Origin of the sequence: Enterobacter sp. CRENT-193 (assembly GCF_002787395.1) — a bacterium.
Taxonomy (GTDB): domain Bacteria; phylum Pseudomonadota; class Gammaproteobacteria; order Enterobacterales; family Enterobacteriaceae; genus Enterobacter; species Enterobacter hormaechei_C.
The window spans coordinates 4,760,951-4,783,781 of record NZ_CP024812.1 but is presented as its reverse complement, the minus strand read 5'-3'; the positions used below and the strand labels follow the sequence as shown (position 1 = coordinate 4,783,781).

Below are 22,831 nucleotides of genomic sequence, written 5' to 3'. Positions count from 1 at the left end.
TACTGATTTCAATCAAAACCAATATGGACAGAAGGTGAATACTTTGTTACTTTAGCGATACGAACATGAAATTGGTAAGACCAATTGACTCCGGGCAAAAAGGCGTAAGACAGGGAATATGGCCTACAGCAAAATTCGCCAACCAAAACTTTCCGATGTGATTGAGCAGCAGCTGGAGTTTTTAATTCTCGAAGGGACACTGCGCCCGGGCGAGAAGCTCCCGCCAGAACGCGAGCTGGCAAAACAGTTCGACGTTTCACGTCCCTCTCTGCGTGAGGCGATTCAACGTCTCGAAGCAAAGGGCCTGTTGCTCCGTCGCCAGGGTGGCGGAACCTTTGTGCAAAACAGCCTGTGGCAGAGCTTCAGCGACCCGCTGGTAGAACTTCTCTCTGACCACCCAGAATCCCAGTTTGATCTGCTTGAGACCCGTCACGCGCTGGAAGGTATCGCGGCCTATTACGCCGCCCTTCGCAGCACTGATGAAGACCGCATACGTATTCGCGAGCTGCATCAGGCCATTGAACGGGCACAGCAGTCCGGCGATTTAGACGCCGAGTCCAGCGCCGTCGTCCAGTATCAAATTGCCGTCACCGAAGCGGCGCACAACGTGGTGCTCCTCCATCTGCTACGCTGCATGGAGCCGATGCTGGCCCAGAACGTTCGTCAGAATTTTGAATTGTTGTATGCCCGTCGGGAGATGCTCCCGCTGGTAAGCAACCATCGCACCCGAGTATTCGAGGCGATAATAGCCGGGGAACCGGAGCAGGCGCGCGAAGCGTCGCACCGCCATCTGGCTTTCATTGAGGAAATCTTGCTGGACCGCAGCCGTGAACAATCGCGTCGCGAACGTTCATTACGCCGCATACAGCAACGAAAGGATTAAGCGCCAGGTACTTTTAGAGCGCGGCAACTAAACGCAGAACCTGTCTTATTGTGTTTTCTGGCGAAAATACAATGGGACAGGTTCCAGACAAATCAACGTATTAGATAGATAAGGAATACCCCCATGTCAGAACGTCTCCAAAATGACGTGGATCCGATCGAAACTCGCGACTGGCTACAGGCGATCGAATCGGTCATCCGTGAAGAAGGTGTTGAGCGCGCTCAGTATCTGATTGATCAGCTGCTTTCTGAAGCACGCAAAGGCGGCGTGAAAGTGGCTTCAGGTGCAGGGGCTAGCAACTACGTAAACACGATTGCCGTCGAAGACGAACCGGAATACCCGGGCAATCTGGATCTGGAACGCCGTATCCGTTCTGCTATCCGCTGGAACGCCATCATGACCGTTCTGCGCGCATCTAAGAAAGACCTGGAACTGGGTGGCCACATGGCGTCCTTCCAGTCTTCTGCGACCATTTACGAAGTGTGCTTCAACCACTTCTTCCGTGCAGCTAACGAGAAAGACGGCGGCGATCTGGTGTACTTCCAGGGCCACATCTCTCCGGGCATCTATGCACGTGCCTTCCTGGAAGGTCGTCTGACTGAAGAGCAGATGAACAACTTCCGTCAGGAAGTTCACGGTAAGGGTCTGTCTTCTTACCCGCACCCTAAACTGATGCCTGAGTTCTGGCAGTTCCCGACCGTATCTATGGGTCTGGGTCCAATCGGTGCGATCTATCAGGCTAAATTCCTGAAGTACCTGGAACACCGTGGTCTGAAAGACACCTCTGAGCAGACCGTTTACGCCTTCCTGGGCGACGGTGAAATGGATGAGCCAGAATCTAAAGGCGCGATCACCATCGCGACCCGTGAGAAGCTGGACAACCTGTGCTTCATCATCAACTGTAACCTGCAACGTCTGGATGGTCCGGTAACCGGTAACGGCAAGATCATCAACGAACTGGAAGGCATCTTCGCAGGTGCTGGCTGGAACGTGATCAAAGTGATGTGGGGCGGTCGTTGGGATGAACTGCTGCGTAAAGACACCAGCGGTAAACTGATCCAGCTGATGAACGAAACCGTTGACGGCGACTACCAGACCTTCAAATCCAAAGACGGTGCCTACGTTCGTGAGCACTTCTTCGGCAAATATCCTGAAACCGCAGCCCTGGTTGCAGACTGGACTGACGAGCAGATCTGGGCGCTGAACCGCGGTGGTCACGATCCGAAGAAAGTTTACGCTGCACTGAAAAAAGCGCGTGAAACCAAAGGTAAAGCGACTGTGATCCTGGCCCACACCATCAAAGGTTACGGCATGGGTGATACCGCAGAAGGTAAGAACATCGCTCACCAGGTTAAGAAAATGAACATGGACGGCGTGCGTTATATCCGCGACCGTTTCAACGTTCCAGTGACCGATGAGCAGGTAGAAAAACTGTCTTACATCACCTTCCCGGAAGGGTCTGAAGAACACAAGTACCTGCACGAACGTCGTCAGGCGCTGAAAGGCTACCTGCCTGCTCGTCAGCCTAACTTCACCGAGAAGCTGGAACTGCCAGCGCTGGAAGATTTCTCTCAGCTGCTGGAAGAGCAGAACAAAGAGATCTCTACCACTATCGCTTTCGTTCGTGCCCTGAACGTGATGCTGAAGAACAAGTCGATCAAAGATCGTCTGGTTCCAATCATCGCCGACGAAGCGCGTACTTTCGGTATGGAAGGTCTGTTCCGTCAGATCGGTATCTACAGCCCGAACGGCCAGCAGTACACCCCGCAGGACCGTGAGCAGGTTGCATACTACAAAGAAGACGAGAAAGGCCAGATCCTTCAGGAAGGTATCAACGAACTGGGTGCAGGCGCATCCTGGCTGGCCGCTGCGACCTCTTACAGCACCAACAACCTGCCGATGATCCCGTTCTACATTTACTACTCCATGTTCGGGTTCCAGCGTATCGGTGACCTGTGCTGGCAGGCAGGCGACCAGCAGGCTCGCGGCTTCCTGATCGGTGGTACTTCCGGTCGTACGACCCTGAACGGTGAAGGTCTACAGCACGAAGATGGTCATAGCCACATTCAGTCTCTGACTATCCCTAACTGTATCTCTTACGATCCGTCTTACGCGTACGAAGTGGCAGTCATCATGCATGACGGCTTGCAGCGCATGTACGGTGAAGCGCAAGAGAATATTTACTACTACATCACCACCCTGAACGAAAACTACCACATGCCGGCAATGCCAGCAGGTGCCGAGGAAGGTATCCGTAAAGGTATCTACAAACTCGAAACCATCGAAGGTAGCAAAGGTAAAGTTCAGCTGCTGGGCTCCGGTTCTATCCTGCGTCACGTTCGTGAAGCAGCGCAGATCCTGGCGAAAGACTACGGTGTGGGTTCCGATGTGTACTCTGTTACCTCCTTCACTGAACTGGCGCGTGATGGCCAGGATTGTGAGCGCTGGAACATGCTGCACCCAATGGAAACCCCACGCGTTCCGTACATCGCTCAGGTGATGAACGACGCGCCAGCGGTGGCGTCTACTGACTATATGAAACTGTTCGCTGAGCAGGTTCGTACTTACGTTCCAGCTGATGATTATCGCGTACTGGGTACTGACGGCTTCGGTCGTTCTGACAGCCGCGAAAACCTGCGTCACCACTTCGAAGTTGATGCTTCCTACGTGGTTGTAGCAGCACTGGGCGAACTGGCTAAACGTGGCGAAATCGATAAGAAAGTGGTTGCAGACGCAATTACTAAATTCAACATCGATGCAGATAAAGTTAACCCGCGTCTGGCGTAAGAGGTAAAAGAATAATGGCTATCGAAATCAATGTACCGGACATCGGGGCTGATGAAGTTGAAATCACCGAGATCCTGGTCAAAGTGGGCGACAAAGTTGAAGCTGAACAGTCGCTGATCACCGTAGAAGGCGACAAAGCTTCTATGGAAGTCCCGTCTCCTCAGGCTGGCATCGTTAAAGAGATCAAAGTCTCTGTTGGCGATAAAACCGAGACTGGCAAACTGATCATGATTTTCGATTCCGCCGACGGTGCAGCAGCTGCTGCACCTGCGCAGGAAGAGAAGAAAGAAGCCGCTCCTGCTGCTGCTCCAGCGGCGGCCGCGGCAGCGAAAGAAGTGAACGTGCCTGACATCGGCGGTGACGAAGTTGAAGTCACTGAAATCCTGGTGAAAGTGGGCGATACCGTTGCGGCTGAGCAGTCACTGATCACCGTAGAAGGCGATAAAGCCTCTATGGAAGTACCAGCGCCATTCGCCGGTACCGTTAAAGAGATCAAGATCAACACCGGTGACAAAGTGTCTACGGGTTCCCTGATCATGATTTTCGAAGTGGCGGGCTCTGAAGGCGCTGCGGCTCCAGCGAAAGCGGAAGCTGCTCCGGCTCCGGCTGCTGCACCAGCGGCTGCTGGCGGCGTGAAAGACGTTAACGTACCAGACATCGGCGGTGACGAAGTTGAAGTGACCGAAGTGATGGTGAAAGTGGGCGACAAAGTTGCCGCTGAACAGTCACTGATCACCGTTGAAGGCGACAAAGCTTCCATGGAAGTGCCTGCGCCGTTCGCGGGTACCGTTAAAGAGATCAAAATCAGCACCGGCGACAAAGTCTCTACCGGCTCTCTGATCATGGTCTTCGAAGTGGAAGGCGCTGCACCTGCCGCCGCTCCTGCTGCTGCTCCGGCACCGGCTGCTGCACCGGCTCAGGCTGCTAAACCGGCTGCTGCCCCTGCTGCTAAAGCAGAAAAATCTGAGTTCGCTGAAAACGACGCTTATGTCCACGCGACTCCGCTGATCCGTCGCCTGGCGCGCGAATTCGGCGTGAACCTGGCGAAAGTGAAGGGCACCGGCCGTAAAGGTCGTATCCTGCGCGAAGACGTTCAGGCTTACGTGAAAGACGCGGTGAAACGCGCCGAAGCTGCACCTGCGGCAGCCGCTGGCGGCGGTATCCCGGGTATGCTGCCATGGCCGAAAGTGGACTTCAGCAAGTTCGGCGAAATCGAAGAAGTGGAACTGGGCCGTATCCAGAAAATCTCCGGTGCTAACCTGAGCCGTAACTGGGTGATGATCCCGCACGTTACCCACTTCGATAAGACCGATATCACCGATCTGGAAGCGTTCCGTAAACAGCAGAACGCCGAAGCTGAGAAGCGTAAGCTGGACGTGAAGTTCACCCCAGTGGTCTTCATCATGAAAGCGGTTGCGGCGGCGCTGGAACAGATGCCACGCTTCAACAGCTCCCTGTCCGAAGACGGCCAGAAGCTGACGCTGAAGAAATACATCAACATCGGTGTTGCGGTTGATACGCCAAATGGTCTGGTTGTTCCGGTCTTCAAAGACGTGAACAAGAAGAGCGTCACAGAGCTGTCCCGTGAACTGACCACCATCTCCAAGAAAGCGCGTGATGGTAAGCTGACTGCCGGCGAAATGCAGGGCGGCTGCTTCACCATCTCCAGCATCGGCGGCCTGGGTACCACCCACTTCGCGCCGATTGTGAACGCGCCGGAAGTGGCTATCCTCGGTGTGTCCAAGTCCGCGATGGAGCCGGTGTGGAATGGCAAAGAGTTCGTACCGCGTCTGATGATGCCAATCTCTCTGTCCTTCGACCACCGCGTGATCGACGGGGCTGATGGTGCGCGTTTCATCACCATCATTAACAACATGCTGAGCGACATTCGCCGCCTGGTGATGTAATCGAAAAGCCGGCCAATCGGCCGGCTTTTTTCTGATAATCTCATGGGGTTTTTGAGGTTATTGGTGAAAGCGATAATTCGTGAGCCGTTTGTTGTTTCAAAATTGTTAACAATTTTGTAAAATACGGGCGGATAGAACGACCCGGTGGACGACGGGTATACATTAAGAGGTCATGATGAGCACAGAAATCAAAACTCAGGTCGTAGTACTTGGGGCAGGCCCGGCAGGTTACTCCGCAGCATTTCGCGCCGCGGATTTAGGTCTGGAAACCGTCATCGTAGAACGTTACAGCACCCTCGGCGGTGTTTGTCTGAACGTCGGCTGTATCCCTTCTAAAGCGCTGCTGCACGTAGCGAAAGTTATCGAAGAAGCCAAAGCGCTGGCTGAACACGGTATCGTCTTCGGCGAGCCGAAGACCGACATCGACAAAATTCGTACCTGGAAAGAGAAAGTTATCACTCAGCTGACCGGCGGTCTGGCGGGTATGGCCAAAGGCCGTAAAGTGAAAGTGGTAAACGGTCTGGGTAAATTCACCGGTGCGAACACCCTGGAAGTGGAAGGTGAAAACGGTAAAACCGTGATTAACTTCGACAACGCGATCATCGCGGCAGGCTCTCGCCCAATCGAACTGCCATTCATTCCACATGAAGATCCACGCGTGTGGGATTCCACCGATGCGCTGGAGCTGAAAACCGTTCCTAAGCGTCTGCTGGTTATGGGCGGCGGTATCATCGGTCTGGAAATGGGTACCGTGTACCATGCGCTGGGTTCAGAGATCGACGTGGTTGAAATGTTCGACCAGGTTATCCCGGCTGCCGACAAAGACATCGTTAAAGTCTTCACCAAACGCATCAGCAAGAAATTCAACCTGATGCTGGAAACCAAAGTGACTGCCGTTGAAGCGAAAGAAGACGGTATTTACGTTTCCATGGAAGGCAAAAAAGCCCCATCCGAACCACAGCGTTACGACGCCGTACTGGTGGCTATCGGCCGTGTGCCGAACGGTAAAAACCTCGACGCGGGCAAAGCTGGCGTGGAAGTGGACGACCGTGGCTTCATCCGCGTTGACAAACAGCTGCGTACCAACGTGCCGCACATCTTTGCTATCGGCGATATCGTCGGTCAGCCAATGCTGGCGCACAAAGGTGTTCACGAAGGTCACGTTGCCGCTGAAGTTATCGCCGGCATGAAGCACTACTTCGATCCGAAAGTGATCCCATCTATCGCCTACACCGAGCCAGAAGTTGCATGGGTTGGTCTGACTGAGAAAGAAGCGAAAGAGAAAGGCATCAGCTACGAAACCGCCACCTTCCCGTGGGCTGCTTCTGGCCGTGCTATCGCGTCCGACTGCGCAGACGGTATGACCAAACTGATCTTCGACAAAGAAACTCACCGTGTAATCGGTGGTGCGATTGTCGGTACCAACGGCGGCGAGCTGCTGGGTGAAATCGGTCTGGCTATCGAAATGGGCTGTGACGCGGAAGACATCGCGCTGACCATCCACGCTCACCCGACTCTGCACGAGTCCGTGGGCCTGGCGGCAGAAGTGTTTGAAGGTAGCATCACCGACCTGCCAAACGCGAAAGCGAAGAAGAAATAAGTTTCTTCAGATGAAAAAAGCGGCCTCAGGCCGCTTTTTTTATGCACTGCGTTCAGGGGATGACAGGCTGCCAGGTTTTATCCGGGTGGTATGCAGCGAGCGCCTGCGCTTTCTGCGCCGAATCGTTGCCGAGATTTGCCTGATAAACCTTGTCTTCCTGGTTAACGACAAAGCTCATTACCCCCGTCTGACCATAGCTTACGGGCCAGGCAACCATCGCAAAGCCATTTTTATCCGACAGAATGCGGAACCGATAGCCGTGATAGCCCATACCAGGCTCCGGCGGGCTAAAGGCGGGACCCAGCGGGCTTGGCGCTTCGCCCGGCGAGATGGGCCAGTACAGGCCGTCTTTTAGCCCTGGCGTGCTGACAATCTTCTGCGCATAGCGGTGGTTCATGGCGTTGTAGCTCCGCTGTGCGTCGACGTAGGCGTGCAGCGCTTCGATAGCCGCGAGTTCGTTGCGGCCGATTTCGCGGGTCAGGATCTCATCAGCCGCTTTCTGCATATCAAATTGCCAGCCCTCTTTTTTCTTCACTACCGGTATGGGGAGTTGCCAGCCGTTATCGCCAACTGACAGATGGGCAATATCGCCGCTGATTTCGGTACGATGGTTTATCTTCCAGTCACGCAGGAATCGAGCCACCGCCTCCGGATCAACCCCTTCAGGTGGCAGATAGTCGCGCCAGTTATCCCCCAGCAGGTCGGCCATCGCGCTCTCATTCTGCTCGCTGATGGCCTTCGTCAGGGCATTGGCCGCCTGCTCAGGTGTGGAGAAAGATTGCTGGGCGAAGGCGAAGGTGGATACCATCAACAACAGCATTCCACCGATCGGTTTCATGTTCATAGCGGCTCCCTTAACGACGGTGGAATTCATGGTGTTCGGTATGGTGTTCGGACAGCTGCTGGCGGAAGCTGGCACGCTGCTCACTGTTCAGCGACGCGTGCTGGCGGCTTTGCAGCCCGCGCTGGTGCTGGGCCTGCCAGCTGGCCGAACGGCTGTCGTTGCCGCTCAGGGCGTTTGCCCGCAGCGGCTGATGCTGAACCTGCGTCGGGCGTCTGGTTTGCGCAAGAGTATTATTCATCTGTTGTGCGTGGGGCCGCGCGCTGTCGTAGCCGCGATAGTTGCTGCGCTGAGAGAGCTGCTTCAGTTGCTGCGCGGACGCTGAATGTTGCGGGAAATGCGCGTCGCCATGCTGTAGCTGTGTGAGCGTTTTGCCCGTCGACTGCTGTACCTGCGCCATCGCGGCCTGCCGCTGGCTATCGCGGTTGACCGGCTGCTGCCGGGTAGCGCTCAACCCGCCCGGCACTGAAGTCTGATGATAGCGGCTGGCAAGCTGGCTATTGGCGTAGGGCACGCCGTTGCGGTAGGCCGGATTATGCTGCCAGACCTGGTGATTATCGGTACGGTGCTCGCCGGTGATCTTATTGAAGTTATTAACATTAATATTAATGTTATCGCCGTTATGCGAATAACCGCCGTGGTGATCGTCATCATGATCGTGATGATGATCGTCGTCATCGTCCCAGTCGATGTTACTGAACAGCGCATAGGTGGTGGCTACGCCGAGGCTATAGCCAAAGCCTCTGACAAAACTATTGGTAAACTGCTGGCCGGGAGACGGAGGCAGATACACCGGCGGATAGCTGGCATTTGGCCACGTGCCGTAAACGGTGGAAGGGTTGTAGGTAGGGACATAAACCACCTGTGGATCGGCTGGCTCAATTTTAATCACCGTCGGACTAGCCAACGTTGACGTCGCGGCTGTACTGGCGGAGGCTGGCGCAGATTTTTTCACGGTGGTGACGGTCTGCTGCGGGGTGGATTGCAATGTGCCTGTCTGCTGCGCCAGCAGGCGCAGACGCTGCACGGAATCCATCACATCCTTTGGCTGGGCCAGAAAGGCGTCGCCGAGGCTTTGTACCCACGACGGGTTTTCCCCCATCAGCGACATTAACTGCGGAAAGGCGACCAGCGATTTCACGCTGGCATCCCATGGCTGCCCGCTGACCGCCTGAATGGCGGCATCGCCCTGCATTTTAGGGTTGTCCTTTGACCACTGGGCGGCCTGAATCACGCTCGCCGGATAGGTTGAGGCCATCAGAATTTGCGACAGCAGCGCGTCGGGGTAGAGCGCAATGGGCGCGGTCCACTGATCGATCTGCGCGGCGGTATAGGCAGGGGTGGCCACCGGGGCAGGCTGTGCTGCCGGGTCGGGGAGCTGCGGGGCTACCGGCGCAGGTGCGGGAGCGGGTTCCGTTGCGCGGCTTTTAACGAACATGACGCCCGAGGCGGCAAACAGCCCCGCACTGCAAAGCAGAACAAGAAGATGTGGTTTAAAAGGCAACTTCATAGATTGACTCCAACGAGACGAGTGCAGTGCCGTGAGGCGTTGCTGTTGCCGCGAGTATCATTCACCCGTGTTTTACAGTTTTGACTTTTGTTGGGAAAAACTCTGAAGCATCCGGATAAAGAGTGTGAGTATTTATTACACAATTATATCGGATGGCTGAGCAGGCGACGGAAATTCAAAAGGCCGCTCTTGCGAGCGACCAGCAGCGCGTTGCCGGGGGGACGACAGACTTACGGAACTGCTTCCGGGCCCGGTGACGGGGTGCTACATCATGCTTAACGATTCAGCAAATTTTTTAATGTTGCTTTTTTGTAAACAGATTAACACTGTGCAGAAATCCTGCTATGCTGCCCGACGCGGTATCGGGCATTTACCCTACAAACTGCTGTCTCACAGGAGCGTGAAGAGAACGCCCGCCGCATATGACAATGAGAGCGAGGAGAACCGTCGTGCTAGAAGAATACCGTAAGCACGTAGCAGAACGTGCCGCCGAGGGAATTGTACCCAAACCGTTAGATGCAACCCAAATGGCCGCGCTCGTCGAGCTGCTGAAGAACCCGCCTGAGGGCGAAGAAGAATTCCTGTTAGATCTGCTGATCAACCGTGTACCGCCTGGCGTAGATGAAGCTGCCTACGTAAAAGCCGGATTCCTTGCCGCCGTTGCCAAAGGCGAAGCCACCTCCCCACTGGTTACTCCTGAAAAAGCGATTGAACTGCTCGGCACCATGCAGGGTGGCTATAACATTCATCCGCTGATTGACGCGCTGGATAACGACAAGCTGGCACCGATTGCCGCTAAAGCGCTCTCTTCAACGCTGCTGATGTTCGATAACTTCTACGATGTGGAAGAAAAAGCTAAAGCAGGCAACGTCTATGCGAAGCAGGTGATGCAGTCCTGGGCCGATGCCGAATGGTTCCTGAACCGCCCTCAGCTTGCTGAAAAAATTACCGTTACCGTCTTCAAAGTGACCGGTGAAACCAACACCGATGACCTCTCCCCGGCACCGGACGCGTGGTCTCGTCCTGATATCCCTCTGCACGCCCTGGCGATGCTGAAAAACGCCCGTGAAGGCATTGAGCCGGACCAGCCGGGCAGCGTTGGCCCGATCAAACAGATCGAAGCCCTGCAACAAAAAGGTTTCCCGCTGGCTTACGTGGGTGACGTTGTGGGTACCGGCTCTTCCCGTAAGTCCGCCACCAACTCCGTGCTGTGGTTCATGGGCGACGACATTCCGCACGTGCCAAACAAGCGCGGCGGCGGCCTGTGCCTCGGCGGCAAAATTGCACCAATCTTCTTTAACACCATGGAAGATGCTGGCGCGCTGCCGATCGAAGTGGATGTCTCTGACCTGAACATGGGCGACGTGATTGACGTTTACCCGTATAAAGGCGAAGTGCGTAATCACGAAACTAATGAGCTGCTGGCAAGCTTTGAGCTGAAAACCGACGTGCTGATCGACGAAGTACGTGCTGGTGGCCGCATTCCGTTGATCATCGGCCGTGGCCTGACCACCAAAGCGCGTGAAGCGCTGGGTCTGCCGCACAGCGACGTGTTCCGTCAGGCGAAAGACGTGGCGGAAAGCAACCGTGGCTTCTCGCTGGCACAAAAAATGGTCGGTCGCGCCTGCGGCGTCGCTGGTATCCGTCCTGGCGCGTACTGCGAGCCGAAGATGACCTCCGTCGGCTCTCAGGACACCACCGGTCCAATGACCCGTGATGAGCTGAAAGACCTGGCGTGCCTGGGCTTCTCTTCCGATCTGGTGATGCAGTCCTTCTGCCACACTGCGGCGTATCCGAAGCCGGTTGACGTGACCACGCACCACACGCTGCCAGATTTCATCATGAACCGCGGTGGCGTGTCTCTGCGTCCGGGCGACGGCGTTATCCACTCCTGGCTGAACCGCATGCTGCTGCCGGATACCGTCGGTACCGGCGGTGACTCCCATACCCGTTTCCCAATCGGTATCTCCTTCCCGGCGGGCTCCGGTCTGGTGGCGTTTGCTGCCGCGACCGGCGTGATGCCGCTGGATATGCCGGAATCGGTGCTGGTGCGCTTCAAAGGTAAAATGCAGCCGGGTATTACCCTGCGCGACCTGGTTCACGCGATCCCGCTGTATGCCATCAAACAGGGTCTGCTGACCGTTGAGAAGAAAGGGAAGAAAAACATCTTCTCTGGCCGCATTCTGGAAATTGAAGGTCTGCCGGATCTGAAAGTTGAGCAGGCGTTCGAGCTGACCGATGCCTCCGCCGAGCGTTCGGCTGCGGGCTGTACCATCAAGCTGAACAAAGAGCCGATTATTGAGTATCTGAACTCTAACATCGTGCTGCTGAAGTGGATGATTGCAGAAGGCTACGGCGACCGGCGTACGCTGGAGCGTCGTATCCAGGGCATGGAAAAATGGCTGGCCGATCCGCAGCTGCTGGAAGCCGATGCTGACGCAGAGTACGCGGCGGTGATCGACATCGATCTGGCGGATATCAAAGAGCCAATCCTGTGTGCACCGAACGATCCGGACGACGCGCGTCCGCTGTCCGAAGTTCAGGGCGAGAAGATCGACGAAGTGTTCATCGGTTCGTGCATGACCAACATCGGCCACTTCCGTGCAGCCGGCAAGCTGCTGGATACCCACAAAGGCCAGCTGCCAACCCGTCTGTGGGTGGCGCCGCCAACCCGTATGGACGCGGCTCAGCTGACCGAAGAGGGCTACTACAGCGTGTTTGGTAAGAGCGGTGCGCGTATCGAAATTCCTGGCTGTTCCCTGTGTATGGGCAACCAGGCGCGCGTAGCCGACGGCGCGACGGTGGTCTCCACCTCGACCCGTAACTTCCCGAACCGTTTAGGTACCGGTGCGAACGTCTTCCTGGCCTCTGCGGAACTGGCGGCGGTTGCGGCGCTGATTGGCAAACTGCCAACGCCGGAAGAGTACCAGACCTTTGTGGCTCAGGTGGATAAGACGGCGGTGGATACCTATCGCTACCTGAACTTCGACCAGCTCTCTCAGTACACCGAGAAGGCAGACGGGGTGATCTTCCAGACGGCGGTATAAACAGCAAAACCGTCTCTACGAGACGGTTTTTAGTGTTTGCACCCTCTCCCGTGGGAGAGGGACGGGGTGAGGGCATCAGGCCGCAGGTCTTGCTCTCACCTTTTTATTTTCATTCCTCCCACCTCCCACGCTTTTTTTCTTCCTCGCTGCTGCGATAATTACCTTAATGGCTTTGCAGAGGAAAACACTATGGATTACGAATTTCTGCGCGACATCACCGGCGTGGTGAAAGTGCGAATGTCGATGGGGCACGAAGCCGTTGGACACTGGTTTAACGAAGAGGTGAAAGAGAACCTCGCGCTGCTGGATGAAGTTGAGCAGGCGGCGGAAACGGTGAAAGGCAGTGAACGCTCCTGGCAACGCGCCGGGCACGAATACACCCTGTGGATGGATGGCGAAGAGGTGATGGTGCGCGCCAACCAGCTTGAGTTCTCGGGTGATGAAATGGAAGAGGGGATGAGCTACTACGACGAAGAGAGCCTGTCGCTGTGCGGCGTGGAAGACTTCCTGAGCGTGGTGAATGCCTACCGCGACTTTATGAAACAGAAGTAACTTCCCGAAGCGTCCCTGCTCCGGGTCACGTTTACACGGTCGGAATGTTACGGCCGTAGTAAATTTCGCGCATCTCTTTCCAGAGCAGGTCGGTAATGACCTTTCGCTCTTCCTCACTTAAATCTTCCGGCTTCGTGTGGAACATGTAGTGCTTAAGGTCGAATTCCTTAAGTAACATTTTGGTGTGGAAGATATTCTCCTGATAGACGTTCACATCCATCATGTCGTACAGCGACTTCATGTCCTCGGACATGAAGTTCTGAATGGAGTTGATCTCATGATCAATGAAGTGCTTCATGCCGTTGATATCACGGGTAAAACCGCGTACGCGATAATCAATGGTGACGATGTCCGATTCCAGCTGGTGGATTAAATAATTCAACGCATTCAGCGGTGAAATCACGCCGCAGGTGGACACTTCAATATCCGCGCGGAAGGTACACAGCCCGCCTTCCGGGTGGCTTTCCGGGTAGGTGTGCACGCAGATATGGCTTTTATCCAGGTGGGCGACAACCACTTCCGGCAGCGGGCCGGGGTGTTCGGTTTTGTCGATAAGCTGTGGGTCAACCGGCTCTTCACTCACCAGAATGGTGACGCTCGCCCCCTGAGGCTCATAATCCTGGCGCGCGATATTGAGGATGTTCGCGCCGATAATCGAGCAGGTCTCTGTCAGGATCTCGGTCAGACGGTTGGCGTTGTAGAGTTCATCGATATAGGCGATGTAACCATCGCGCTCTTCTGCTGTTTTGGCGTAGCAGATATCGTAAATACAAAAACTCAGGCTTTTGGTCAGATTGTTAAAGCCATGCAGTTTAAGCTTTTTCAATTAGTTCACCTCCTTTGAGGACAGCGCGTCTTGCAGATATTGAGGCAACGCAAAGGCTGCGGTGTGGATCGCCGGGTTGTAGTATCGGCACTGGAGCCCGGCCTGATGGAAGCGGGCCTGGATAATTTCGGTGGAGAGATGGCGCAGGACGTCGTTATCCGTCGCCCAGGCAAAGGTCATGATCCCGCCGTAGTAAGTGGGGATCGCCGCCTGGTAGAAGCTGACGTCAGCAAAATAGGTGCTCAGCTTACGGTGGCTATCAAGCGCTTCATCCTGTTGCAGGAAGCAAACGCCGTTTTGCGCCACAAAAATTCCGCCAGGCTTCAGGCAGCGCTTGCAGCCTTCGTAAAACGACGAGGTAAACAGCGACGCGCCCGGACCGATAGGGTCGGTACAGTCAGAGATAATGACATCAAACGTTTGCGTGGTCTGGTTAACAAAATTGACACCATCGTCGATAACCAGATTAAACCGCGGATCGTCATAGCTGCCGGCATTATGGTTGGGCAGATACTGGCGGCAGAACGACACCACACCGGCGTCGATTTCCACCATGGTAATGGTTTCGACATTCTGATGACGAGAGACTTCACGCAGCATCGCGCCGTCGCCGCCGCCAATAATCAGCACGTCCTTCGCGTGGCCATGGGCCAGCAGCGGGACGTGGGTCATCATTTCGTGATAGATAAACTCGTCGCGCTCGGTGGTTTGCACCACGCCGTCCAGCGCCATCACGCGGCCAAAAGCGGCGTTTTCGAATATTATCAAATCCTGATGATCGGTTTTCTCATGATAGAGCACGTTATCCACGGCAAAATACTGACCAAACTGGTCGTGCAGCGTTTCTTGCCATACCGTTTTTTCGGTCATGGGGAGCACCTCCTTCGTTAACATCCATTACATCCGGCAGATGGGCGCAACACAACACCGCCGTGAGGCGGTTAGCGGGTCAACAAGGGGCGTCGGGAAGGTTACTTCACGTAGGCGAGCAGGCTGAGTGAATCGCGAGCCAGCGCTTTGCATTTTTTAGCAGTGGGAATGCCAATACCGCTTAAATCACGGTAGCTGTCTTCACCGAGCGCCTTCATGTCGAAGCTGTCGTAGTTGCTGAGGTCCCATTGATTCTGCTGGGCAAAAAAGACCAGTGCGCGACGAATTTGCCCATTGGGTAAATTCTGGTAACCACAATCGTTTTTCAGAAAAACAAAAACTGCCGTCAGATCGGCCATATCTTCCGCTTCGTTTTCACTTAGCGCGTAACTGTTCGCACACATCGCCATCAGGCTGGCGAACAAAATTGTTCTGAAAAACGTCTTCATTGCCTTTACCACTGCATCACGGAAAATTAACGTTAGCATACTTGATGCCAGGCCGACGATCTTTATTATTGCCGCCGTGCTTGACCTTCCGGTAAGGGGAGGGTTTATGCTCAAAAGATCGCCTGCTGGAAATAAGGAAATGCACATGCAACGTCGTGATTTTTTAAAATTTTCTGCCGCGCTGGGGGTTGCCAGCGCGATACCTCTCTGGAGCCGCGCCGTTTTTGCCGCCGACAGAACGGCTTTACCCATTCCTGAGTTACTCGCCCCAGATGCCCGCAGCCGCATTCAGCTTGTGGTGCAGGCCGGTAAAACCACGTTCGGTCAGCACGCCGCCACGACGTGGGGGTATAACGGCAATCTGCTCGGCCCGGCGTTGCAGTTACGCAAAGGGAAGGCGGTGACGGTAGACATTCATAACACGCTTGCGGAAGAGACCACGCTGCACTGGCACGGGCTGGAAGTCCCGGGCGAAGTGGATGGGGGGCCTCAGGGCGTCATCAGGCCTGGTGGTAAACGCAGCGTAACCTTTACCCCGGAACAACGCGCGGCGACCTGCTGGTTCCACCCGCATCAGCATGGCAAAACGGGCCATCAGGTGGCGATGGGGCTGGCCGGGCTGGTGCTGATTGAAGACGATGAAAGCCGCCTGCTGCGCCTGCCGAAACAGTGGGGTATCGACGATGTCCCGGTGATTGTGCAGGACAAAAAATTCAGCGCTGACGGGCAAATTGACTATCAGCTGGACGTAATGAGCGCGGCGGTAGGCTGGTTTGGCGATACGCTGCTGACCAACGGCGCGATCTACCCGCAGCATGCCGCGCCAAAAGGCTGGCTGCGCTTACGTCTGCTTAACGGCTGTAACGCCCGCTCCCTGAACTTCGCCACCAGCGATAAACGCCCGCTTTATGTAGTGGCAAGCGACGGCGGCCTGCTGCCGGAGCCGGTGAAGGTGAGCGAGCTGCCGATGCTGATGGGCGAGCGCTTCGAGGTGTTGGTGGATATCAGCGATGGCAAAGCGTTTGACCTGGTGACCCTGCCGGTCAGCCAGATGGGGATGGCCGTCGCGCCGTTTGATAAGCCGCATCCGGTCCTGCGCATTCAGCCGCTACAGATCACCGCCTCCGGTACGCTGCCGGAGACCCTCACCACGCTGCCAGCACTCCCGTCGCTGGACGGGCTTACGCAGCGTAAACTTAAGCTTTCCATGGACCCGATGCTCGACATGATGGGCATGCAGGCGCTGATGAAGAAGTACGGCAATCAGGCCATGGCGGGAATGCATCACGGCCAGATGGTGGGCCATATGAATATGGACCACGGCAATATGGGCGGCATGGATCACGGCGGCCATGGTTTCGATTTCCACAATGCCAACCGCATCAACGGCAAAGCGTTCGATATGAACACGCCCATGTTCGCCGCCACGAAAGGGCAGTTTGAACGCTGGGTGATTTCAGGCGAAGGGGACATGATGCTGCACCCGTTCCATATCCACGGCACGCAGTTCCGTATTCTGTCTGAAAATGGTAAAGCGCCGGAGCCGCATCGCGCGGGCTGGAAAGATACGGTGAGGGTGGAAGGCGGCGTCAGCGAGGTGCTGGTGAAGTTCGACCACGAGGCACCGAAAGAGTTTGCCTATATGGCCCACTGTCATCTGCTGGAGCATGAAGATACGGGGATGATGCTCGGTTTTACCGTATAAAAAAAGCCGGGTGGCGGCTTCGCCTTACCCGGCCTACATATGGAAATCGTAGGCCCGGTAAGCGTTAGCGCCACCGGGCTTTTTCGTTACTTAGCGTCGTCAGGCAGTGCATACGCGACAATATAGTCGCCCATCTTCGTGCCAAACGAACCGTGACCACCCGCGGAGATGACAACATACTGTTTGCCATTCACTTCATAGGTCATCGGCGTTGCCTGTCCACCGGCTGGCAGACGGCCTTGCCACAGTTTTTCACCGTTGGTCATGTTGTACGCGCGCAGGTAGTTATCTGCGGTTGCCGCGATAAACAGCACGTTACCGGCGGTGGAGATTGGGCCACCCAGCATTGGCATACCCATATTGAACGGCACTGGAACAGGCATCGGGAACGGCATGCTGTCCTGTGGCGTACCAATACGTTTTTTCCAGACGATCTTATTGGTCTTCAGATCCAGACCGGAGATATAACCCCAGGCAGGCTGTTTACACGGCAGACCGAACGGAGAAAGGAACGGATTCAGAGTCACACCATAAGGAACGCCATACTGCGGCTGGATACCGGCTTCGGTACCGCTGCCTTTCGCATCTTTCGGCTGCTCCATTGGGTTACCCGGACCGCGTGGGATCAGACGGGAAACGAACGGCAGCGCCATTGGGTTAGCGATGGCGACCTGACGGTTAGGGTCAACGGAGATCCCACCCCACTCGAACATCCCCAGGTTACCCGGGAAGACCAGCGTGCCCTGCTCTGAAGGCGGCGTGAAGATGCCTTCATAGCGCAGTTGATGGAACATCACGCGGCACACCAGCTGGTCAAACATGGTGGCACCCCACATGTCTGCACCGCTGAGATCTTTCTTCGGACGGAAGCTCAGGTCAGAGAACGGCTGCGTTTTGGTGACGTAGTCGCCTTTGGCCGCGCCCTGCGGAACCGGTTTTTCTGGCGCAGGAACAACCAGCTTACCGTTGCTGCGATCCAGCACGAAGATGTTGCCGGTTTTGGCCGGGGCGTAAATCACCGGAACGGTTTTACCGTTAACGGTAATGTCCGCCAGCGTCGGCTGGGACGGCATATCCATATCCCACAGATCGTGGTGAACGGTCTGGTAGCTCCATGCCAGTTTACCGGTCGTTGCGTTCAGCGCCACGATGGAGCTGGCGTAACGTTCCTGCTCCGGCGTGCGGTTACCGCCCCAGATATCCGGCGTGGTCACGCCCATCGGCAGGTAAACCAGGTCCAGCTTCGCGTCATACGCTGCCGGTGCCCAGGAGTTCGGTGAGTTAAAGGTAAAGGTGTGTTCATCGGATGGGATCGCGTTAGGATCTTTCGCGCCCGGGTCGAAGGCCCACAGCAGTTTACCGGTGTTCACGTCGAAACCACGGATAACGCCGGAGGTTTCGCGGGTAGAGAAGTTATCCGTTACCGAACCGGCAATCACGATGGTTTTATCAGTGATGATTGGCGGGGAGGTCGGCTCATACAGACCCGGCGTAGTGTCCGGCATGTTGGTCTGAAGATTCAGAATGCCTTTGTTAGCGAAGGTTTCGCACAGCTTACCGGTCTCAGCGTTGATGGCAAACAGGCGGCCATCGTTCACCGGCAGCATAATGCGGCGAGGACAGTCGGCAATGACTTCCGGGCTGGCATTATCTGCGCGCGCTTCGTGGTAAGAGACGCCGCGGCAGGTGATGTGCTGGAACGACGGGTTGGAGTTCAGCTGTGGATCAAAGTGCCATTTCTCTTTACCGGTGGCCGCGTCGAGCGCGAACAGGCGCTGGTGCGCCGTACACAGGTAGAGCATGTTGCCCACTTTAATCGGGGTCACTTCGTTGGTCAGCTCACCCGGATCGTTTGGCATCTTCAGGTCGCCGGTACGGAATACCCAGGCTTCCTTCAGGTTTTTCACGTTGTCCGCGTTGATCTGCTTCAGCGGGGAGTAGCGTTGACCTTCCTGGTTACGACCATAAGCAGGCCAGTCACCGTCCGCCACCTGCGAAATAGCCGCAGCCGGCGTGGATTCCGCGTTCAGCGTGCCATTGATCTCCTGCGGGTCGTTAAAACCGGCCCAGGTCAGGATGCCGCCACTAATCAGCAGAGCAACGACCAGACCGGCCACGGCGCCACTGGAAGGGACAATCAGACGACGCCAGACAAACGGCAGGATCAGCCAGATACCGAAGAAGACCAGAATGTCGCTGCGCGGCGTCAGCGCCCAGAAGTCGAACCCGACTTCCCAGACGCCCCAGATCATGGTTGCGAGCAGTAACGCTGCGTACAACCACAGAGCAGATTGTTTTCTGCGTAAAAGCAGGACGGTTACGCCAACCATAACCAGACCCGCAATCGGGTAGTACCAGGAGCCGCCAATCGCGACCAGCCATACGCCACCGATTAACAAATACAGCGCGCAGAATGCGGCAAACGCGGCTGTTAATGTCACCAGTAGACGCGGCTGTTTAGTTTTTGTTTCAGCCATAGAAAAGTACTCGTCAGTTTTGTTAATTATTTGCTAGCAATTAATTATAGGTATTAACAACTGTGATCGGAATCACAAATATTGCTTTTTATAACTCATACGCCAGGCTTATCCATTTACTGGTATAATGGCTGGCTTGCGTATCGATGCCGGAGCGAGAGTCATCCGCATTGAGAGATTTTCACTAAAATCATTTGGTTAGTAATATGAAACATACTGTTGAAGTGATGATCCCGGAAGCCGAGATCAAAGCGCGTATCGCCGAACTGGGTCGTCAAATCACCGAACATTACAAGGACAGCGGCAGCGAAATGGTGCTGGTCGGTTTGTTGCGTGGCTCTTTCATGTTCATGGCAGACCTGTGCCGTGAAGTGCAGGTGCCGCACGAGGTCGATTTTATGACCGCCTCCAGTTACGGCAGCGGCATGTCCACAACCCGTGATGTGAAAATCCTGAAAGATCTGGATGAAGATATTCGTGGCAAAGATGTGTTGATTGTTGAGGACATCATCGACTCCGGCAACACGCTCTCTAAAGTGCGTGAGATCCTGAGCCTGCGTGAACCTAAATCACTGGCGATTTGTACTCTGCTGGATAAGCCTGAGCGCCGTGAAGTGCAGGTGCCGGTGGAGTTCGTTGGTTTCTCCATCCCGGATGAGTTCGTGGTGGGTTATGGCATTGATTACGCACAGCGTTATCGCCATCTGCCGTATGTTGGGAAAGTGGTGATTCTGGACGAATAATTGCGGGCTGATGCCCTCACCCCAGCCCTCTCCCACAGGGAGAGGGTGAAAACCCCCGGCTTTGTTATTTATGGTTAACGTGCTTAAGCTTGAGGTTGGCAATTCCCGAGCGGTAACGCTGTTCCAGCGTTTCGCGGTTGGTGGCGGTCACTTCCAGATTGCGCAGTAGGCCGTCGTGAATACCGTACGCCCAGCCGTGGATAGAGACCTTCTGCCCGCGTTTCCAGGCAGACTGCATAATCGTCGAATGGCCCAGGTTATACACCTGCTCCATCACGTTCAGCTCACACAGCGTGTCGAGACGGCGCTCCTGCGGCATTTCGCCCAGCAGTGAGCTATGTTTGAACCAGATATCACGAATGTGCAGCAGCCAGTTATCGATTAACCCCAGCTCTGTATTTTCGACTGCCGCCTGCACGCCGCCGCAGCCGTAGTGACCACAAATAATGATGTGCTCAACCTCAAGAACGTCGACGGCATACTGAACAACCGAAAGGCAGTTGAGATCGGTATGAATAACCAGGTTAGCCACATTGCGGTGAACAAACAGTTCGCCAGGTTCAAGACCAGTCAGACGTTCGGCGGGGACGCGGCTGTCGGAACATCCAATCCAGAGAAAGCGCGGGTTCTGCGCTTGCGCGAGTTTTCCAAAAAATCCGGGGTCTTCCTCCACCAGCATTTTTGACCATAGTGCATTGTTGCTGATGAGTGTATCAATGTCGTTCATGGAGGTTAGCGACCTGTAACCAAGTGATTGCGTTGCGCTACTATAGGGTAACCCGACTTTTAATGAAACCACACAACGTGTGTCAGAACTTAAGGTAAGTTGAATTCATGGCGATTGCACTGGAGCTTGAACAGCTCAAAAAAACCTACCCGGGGGGCGTTCAGGCGCTGCGCGGGATAGATCTTAAAGTCGAAGCGGGAGATTTCTACGCGCTTCTGGGGCCGAACGGGGCAGGGAAATCCACCACCATCGGGATCATCAGTTCACTGGTCAATAAAACCTCGGGCCGCGTCAGCGTGTTTGGCTACGATCTGCAAAAAGATGTGGTCAACGCCAAGCGCCAGTTGGGGCTGGTGCCGCAGGAGTTCAACTTTAACCCGTTTGAGACGGTACAGCAGATTGTTGTTAACCAGGCGGGTTACTATGGCGTGGAGCGCAAAGAGGCGCTTGAGCGCAGCGAAAAGTACCTGAAACAGCTTGATCTGTGGGAGAAACGTAACGAGCGCGCGCGGATGTTGTCCGGAGGGATGAAGCGCCGCCTGATGATTGCCCGCGCGCTGATGCACGAGCCAAAGCTGCTTATCCTTGATGAGCCGACCGCTGGTGTGGATATTGAACTGCGTCGCTCCATGTGGGGTTTCCTGAAAGATCTGAACGACAAAGGCACCACCATCATTCTGACCACGCACTACCTGGAAGAGGCGGAAATGCTGTGCCGCAATATCGGCATCATTCAGCACGGTGAGCTGGTGGAAAACACCTCGATGAAGAATCTGCTCTCCAAGCTCAAATCAGAGACCTTTATCCTCGATCTGGCGGCGAAAAGCGCGCTGCCGAAACTGGAGGGCTACAACTATCGCCTGGTCGATACCTCGACGCTGGAGGTAGAAGTGCTGCGCGAGCAGGGTATTAACAGCGTGTTCTCACAGTTGAGTGCGCAGGGCATTCAGGTATTAAGCATGCGTAACAAAGCAAACCGACTGGAAGAGCTGTTTGTCTCTCTGGTGCACGACAAACAAGGAGACAAGGCATGACGCATCTTTACTGGGTCGCGCTGAAAAGCATCTGGGCGAAAGAGATTAACCGCTTTATGCGTATCTGGGTGCAAACCCTGGTGCCGCCGGTGATCACCATGACGCTCTACTTCATCATTTTCGGCAACCTTATTGGCTCCCGCATTGGTGAGATGCACGGCTTCACCTATATGCAGTTTATCGTGCCGGGCCTGATCATGATGGCGGTGATCACCAACGCCTACGCGAACGTGGCGTCCTCATTCTTCAGCGCCAAGTTCCAGCGCAACATTGAAGAGCTGCTGGTGGCGCCGGTGCCAACGCACGTCATCATCGCCGGTTACGTGGGCGGCGGCGTGGCGCGCGGGCTGTGCGTGGGTATCCTGGTAACGGCCATTTCGCTGTTCTTCGTGCCGTTTCAGGTTCACTCCTGGCTTTTCGTGGCGCTGACGCTGCTGCTCACCGCGATTCTGTTCTCGCTGGCCGGCTTGCTGAATGCGGTGTTCGCTAAAACCTTTGACGACATCAGCCTGATCCCGACCTTTGTGCTGACGCCGCTGACCTATCTGGGCGGGGTGTTTTACTCCCTGACGCTGCTGCCGCCGTTCTGGCAGGCGCTGTCGCACCTGAACCCGATTGTCTATATGATCAGCGGCTTCCGCTTTGGTTTCCTCGGCATCACCGACGTGCCGCTGTTCACCACCGTCGTCGTGCTGGTGGTGTTTATCGTGGCGTTCTACCTGCTGTGTTGGTATTTGATCCAGCGTGGCCGTGGGCTGCGCAGCTAATCCTCTGCCTTCTGCCCGGCGACGTACCGTCTGCCGGGCGCTTTCTTTGACAGTTATCACCGTAAACTAACCTTCACTTCGGTAAACTACTCGCCTGCTAAGGAGA

17 protein-coding genes are annotated in these 22,831 nt (G+C 55.4%); 10 read left to right on the top strand and 7 right to left on the bottom strand.

Features of this window, described 5'->3' with window-relative positions; genetic code table 11:
* Window positions 1-118 precede the first annotated feature (118 nt).
* The 4 genes from pdhR (at window position 119) to lpdA (ending at window position 7,177) form a co-directional block, all read left to right on the top strand.
* On the top strand, window positions 119-883 hold the full coding sequence (pdhR, locus tag CU081_RS23790; RefSeq protein WP_003856316.1) for a pyruvate dehydrogenase complex transcriptional repressor PdhR: 765 nt from the start codon (window positions 119-121) through the stop codon (window positions 881-883).
* A gap of 123 nt (window positions 884-1,006) precedes the next feature.
* Entirely contained in the window at window positions 1,007-3,670 is a 2,664-nt protein-coding gene (aceE, locus tag CU081_RS23785) for a pyruvate dehydrogenase (acetyl-transferring), homodimeric type (RefSeq protein WP_003856315.1), read from the top strand.
* A 14-nt stretch (window positions 3,671-3,684) separates the two neighbouring features.
* A complete protein-coding gene (aceF, locus tag CU081_RS23780) occupies window positions 3,685-5,577 on the top strand; it encodes a pyruvate dehydrogenase complex dihydrolipoyllysine-residue acetyltransferase (RefSeq protein WP_003856314.1) in 1,893 nt (630 codons plus the stop codon).
* 175 nt (window positions 5,578-5,752) lie between these two features.
* Window positions 5,753-7,177 carry a dihydrolipoyl dehydrogenase gene (lpdA, locus tag CU081_RS23775; protein ID WP_003856313.1) on the top strand — a complete coding sequence of 475 codons (1,425 nt, stop codon included), beginning with the start codon at window positions 5,753-5,755 and terminating at the stop codon, window positions 7,175-7,177.
* A gap of 52 nt (window positions 7,178-7,229) precedes the next feature.
* Here the strand turns inward: lpdA and CU081_RS23770 are convergent, their stop codons facing one another.
* Entirely contained in the window at window positions 7,230-8,021 is a 792-nt protein-coding gene (locus CU081_RS23770; protein WP_100185518.1) for a DUF2950 family protein, read from the bottom strand.
* Window positions 8,022-8,031: 10 nt separating this feature from the next.
* Window positions 8,032-9,528, bottom strand: coding sequence for a DUF3300 domain-containing protein (locus CU081_RS23765; protein WP_003856311.1), 1,497 nt, complete (start codon window positions 9,526-9,528; stop codon window positions 8,032-8,034).
* Between the two features lie 449 nt (window positions 9,529-9,977).
* On the opposite strand from CU081_RS23765, the gene acnB reads away from it, so the two are divergent.
* Window positions 9,978-12,575 (top strand): bifunctional aconitate hydratase 2/2-methylisocitrate dehydratase, encoded by a 2,598-nt coding sequence (gene acnB, locus CU081_RS23755; RefSeq protein ID WP_003856310.1) that lies wholly within the window; start codon window positions 9,978-9,980, stop codon window positions 12,573-12,575.
* A 189-nt stretch (window positions 12,576-12,764) separates the two neighbouring features.
* Window positions 12,765-13,127, top strand: a complete 363-nt coding sequence (yacL, locus tag CU081_RS23750) for a protein YacL (RefSeq protein WP_003856309.1) — start codon at window positions 12,765-12,767, stop codon at window positions 13,125-13,127.
* Between the two features lie 31 nt (window positions 13,128-13,158).
* Here the strand turns inward: yacL and speD are convergent, their stop codons facing one another.
* The 3 genes from speD to CU081_RS23735 form a co-directional block, all read right to left on the bottom strand.
* Window positions 13,159-13,953: an adenosylmethionine decarboxylase gene (gene speD, locus CU081_RS23745; protein WP_003856308.1), complete on the bottom strand. Its 795-nt coding sequence runs from the start codon at window positions 13,951-13,953 to the stop codon at window positions 13,159-13,161.
* Window positions 13,954-14,823 carry a polyamine aminopropyltransferase gene (speE, locus tag CU081_RS23740; protein WP_003856307.1) on the bottom strand — a complete coding sequence of 290 codons (870 nt, stop codon included), beginning with the start codon at window positions 14,821-14,823 and terminating at the stop codon, window positions 13,954-13,956.
* A gap of 101 nt (window positions 14,824-14,924) precedes the next feature.
* Window positions 14,925-15,272 (bottom strand): YacC family pilotin-like protein, encoded by a 348-nt coding sequence (locus CU081_RS23735; RefSeq protein WP_003856306.1) that lies wholly within the window; start codon window positions 15,270-15,272, stop codon window positions 14,925-14,927.
* A gap of 145 nt (window positions 15,273-15,417) precedes the next feature.
* Between CU081_RS23735 and cueO the strand changes: the two genes are divergently transcribed.
* A complete protein-coding gene (gene cueO / locus CU081_RS23730) occupies window positions 15,418-16,977 on the top strand; it encodes a multicopper oxidase CueO (RefSeq protein ID WP_003856305.1) in 1,560 nt (519 codons plus the stop codon).
* Window positions 16,978-17,063: 86 nt separating this feature from the next.
* Here cueO and CU081_RS23725 read toward each other — a convergent pair whose 3' ends face one another.
* Window positions 17,064-19,454, bottom strand: a complete 2,391-nt coding sequence (locus CU081_RS23725) for a glucose/quinate/shikimate family membrane-bound PQQ-dependent dehydrogenase (RefSeq protein WP_003856304.1) — start codon at window positions 19,452-19,454, stop codon at window positions 17,064-17,066.
* 206 nt (window positions 19,455-19,660) lie between these two features.
* Between CU081_RS23725 and hpt the strand changes: the two genes are divergently transcribed.
* Entirely contained in the window at window positions 19,661-20,197 is a 537-nt protein-coding gene (gene hpt / locus CU081_RS23720; protein WP_003856303.1) for a hypoxanthine phosphoribosyltransferase, read from the top strand.
* A 64-nt stretch (window positions 20,198-20,261) separates the two neighbouring features.
* Here the strand turns inward: hpt and can are convergent, their stop codons facing one another.
* On the bottom strand, window positions 20,262-20,924 hold the full coding sequence (can, locus tag CU081_RS23715) for a carbonate dehydratase (protein WP_003856301.1): 663 nt from the start codon (window positions 20,922-20,924) through the stop codon (window positions 20,262-20,264).
* A gap of 107 nt (window positions 20,925-21,031) precedes the next feature.
* Here can and CU081_RS23710 point away from each other — a divergent pair, with 107 nt between their 5' ends.
* Together CU081_RS23710 and CU081_RS23705 are read left to right on the top strand one after the other, a co-directional pair.
* Window positions 21,032-21,958, top strand: a complete 927-nt coding sequence (locus CU081_RS23710) for an ABC transporter ATP-binding protein (protein ID WP_003856300.1) — start codon at window positions 21,032-21,034, stop codon at window positions 21,956-21,958.
* Window positions 21,955-22,725 carry an ABC transporter permease gene (locus CU081_RS23705; protein WP_003856297.1) on the top strand — a complete coding sequence of 257 codons (771 nt, stop codon included), beginning with the start codon at window positions 21,955-21,957 and terminating at the stop codon, window positions 22,723-22,725. The genes CU081_RS23710 and CU081_RS23705 overlap by 4 nt, the downstream gene beginning before the upstream one ends.
* Window positions 22,726-22,831: the final 106 nt, after the last annotated feature.

Bases quoted from the DNA above. Each gene is read 5' to 3' on its own strand.
- pdhR (WP_003856316.1), top strand. From the start codon at position 119: ATGGCCTACAGCAAAATTCGCCAACCAAAACTTTCCGATGTGATTGAG.
- aceE (WP_003856315.1), top strand. From the start codon at position 1,007: ATGTCAGAACGTCTCCAAAATGACGTGGATCCGATCGAAACTCGCGAC.
- aceF (WP_003856314.1), top strand. From the start codon at position 3,685: ATGGCTATCGAAATCAATGTACCGGACATCGGGGCTGATGAAGTTGAA.
- lpdA (WP_003856313.1), top strand. From the start codon at position 5,753: ATGAGCACAGAAATCAAAACTCAGGTCGTAGTACTTGGGGCAGGCCCG.
- CU081_RS23770 (WP_100185518.1), bottom strand. From the start codon at position 8,021: ATGAACATGAAACCGATCGGTGGAATGCTGTTGTTGATGGTATCCACC.
- CU081_RS23765 (WP_003856311.1), bottom strand. From the start codon at position 9,528: ATGAAGTTGCCTTTTAAACCACATCTTCTTGTTCTGCTTTGCAGTGCG.
- yacL (WP_003856309.1), top strand. From the start codon at position 12,765: ATGGATTACGAATTTCTGCGCGACATCACCGGCGTGGTGAAAGTGCGA.
- speE (WP_003856307.1), bottom strand. From the start codon at position 14,823: ATGACCGAAAAAACGGTATGGCAAGAAACGCTGCACGACCAGTTTGGT.
- CU081_RS23735 (WP_003856306.1), bottom strand. From the start codon at position 15,272: ATGAAGACGTTTTTCAGAACAATTTTGTTCGCCAGCCTGATGGCGATG.
- cueO (WP_003856305.1), top strand. From the start codon at position 15,418: ATGCAACGTCGTGATTTTTTAAAATTTTCTGCCGCGCTGGGGGTTGCC.
- CU081_RS23725 (WP_003856304.1), bottom strand. From the start codon at position 19,454: ATGGCTGAAACAAAAACTAAACAGCCGCGTCTACTGGTGACATTAACA.
- hpt (WP_003856303.1), top strand. From the start codon at position 19,661: ATGAAACATACTGTTGAAGTGATGATCCCGGAAGCCGAGATCAAAGCG.
- can (WP_003856301.1), bottom strand. From the start codon at position 20,924: ATGAACGACATTGATACACTCATCAGCAACAATGCACTATGGTCAAAA.
- CU081_RS23710 (WP_003856300.1), top strand. From the start codon at position 21,032: ATGGCGATTGCACTGGAGCTTGAACAGCTCAAAAAAACCTACCCGGGG.
- CU081_RS23705 (WP_003856297.1), top strand. From the start codon at position 21,955: ATGACGCATCTTTACTGGGTCGCGCTGAAAAGCATCTGGGCGAAAGAG.